This is a genomic window from Streptomyces dysideae (assembly GCF_001514305.1).
GTDB lineage: Bacteria > Actinomycetota > Actinomycetes > Streptomycetales > Streptomycetaceae > Streptomyces > Streptomyces dysideae.
In genome coordinates this window covers 1-507 of the sequence record NZ_KQ949226.1, presented here as the reverse complement: position 1 = coordinate 507, position 507 = coordinate 1, and the positions used below count along the sequence as shown (strand labels likewise).

At 68.8% G+C, this 507-nt stretch carries 1 protein-coding gene; it reads right to left on the bottom strand.

The window, feature by feature from the left end; genetic code table 11:
* The coding region (cysD, locus tag AQJ91_RS48515; protein WP_159054859.1) for a sulfate adenylyltransferase subunit CysD at positions 1-507 on the bottom strand (507 nt) is incomplete at both ends.

The following is a 507-nucleotide window of genomic DNA, read 5'->3' as shown; positions in this document are numbered from 1 at the left end:
GGCGTCGGAGTCGACGGCACCGGTGCAGGACATGTCGCCCACGGTCCGGTACCGCACGAGCCGCTTCTCCACGGTCTCGCCGTCCTTGGGGCCGCCCCACTCACCGGCGGTCAGCCACATGTTGCCGCGCTGGAACACCTCGCGCTCGTGCGCGAAGTAGATCTCGGGCAGTTCGATGCCCTCGCGGTCGATGTACTGCCAGACGTCCAGCTCGGTCCAGTTGCTGAGCGGGAACACCCGGACGTGCTCGCCGGGCGCGTGCCGCCCGTTGTAGAGGTTCCACAGCTCGGGGCGCTGACGGCGCGGATCCCACTGCGAGAACTCGTCCCGGAGGCTGAACACCCGCTCCTTGGCCCGCGCCTTCTCCTCGTCACGACGGCCACCACCGAACACGGCGTCGAAACGCTCGCTCTGGATCTTCTCGGTCAGCGGCAGCGTCTGCAGCGGGTTCCGCGTCCCGTCCGGGCGCTCCTTGAGCACACCCCGGTCGATGTAGTCCTGCACGGA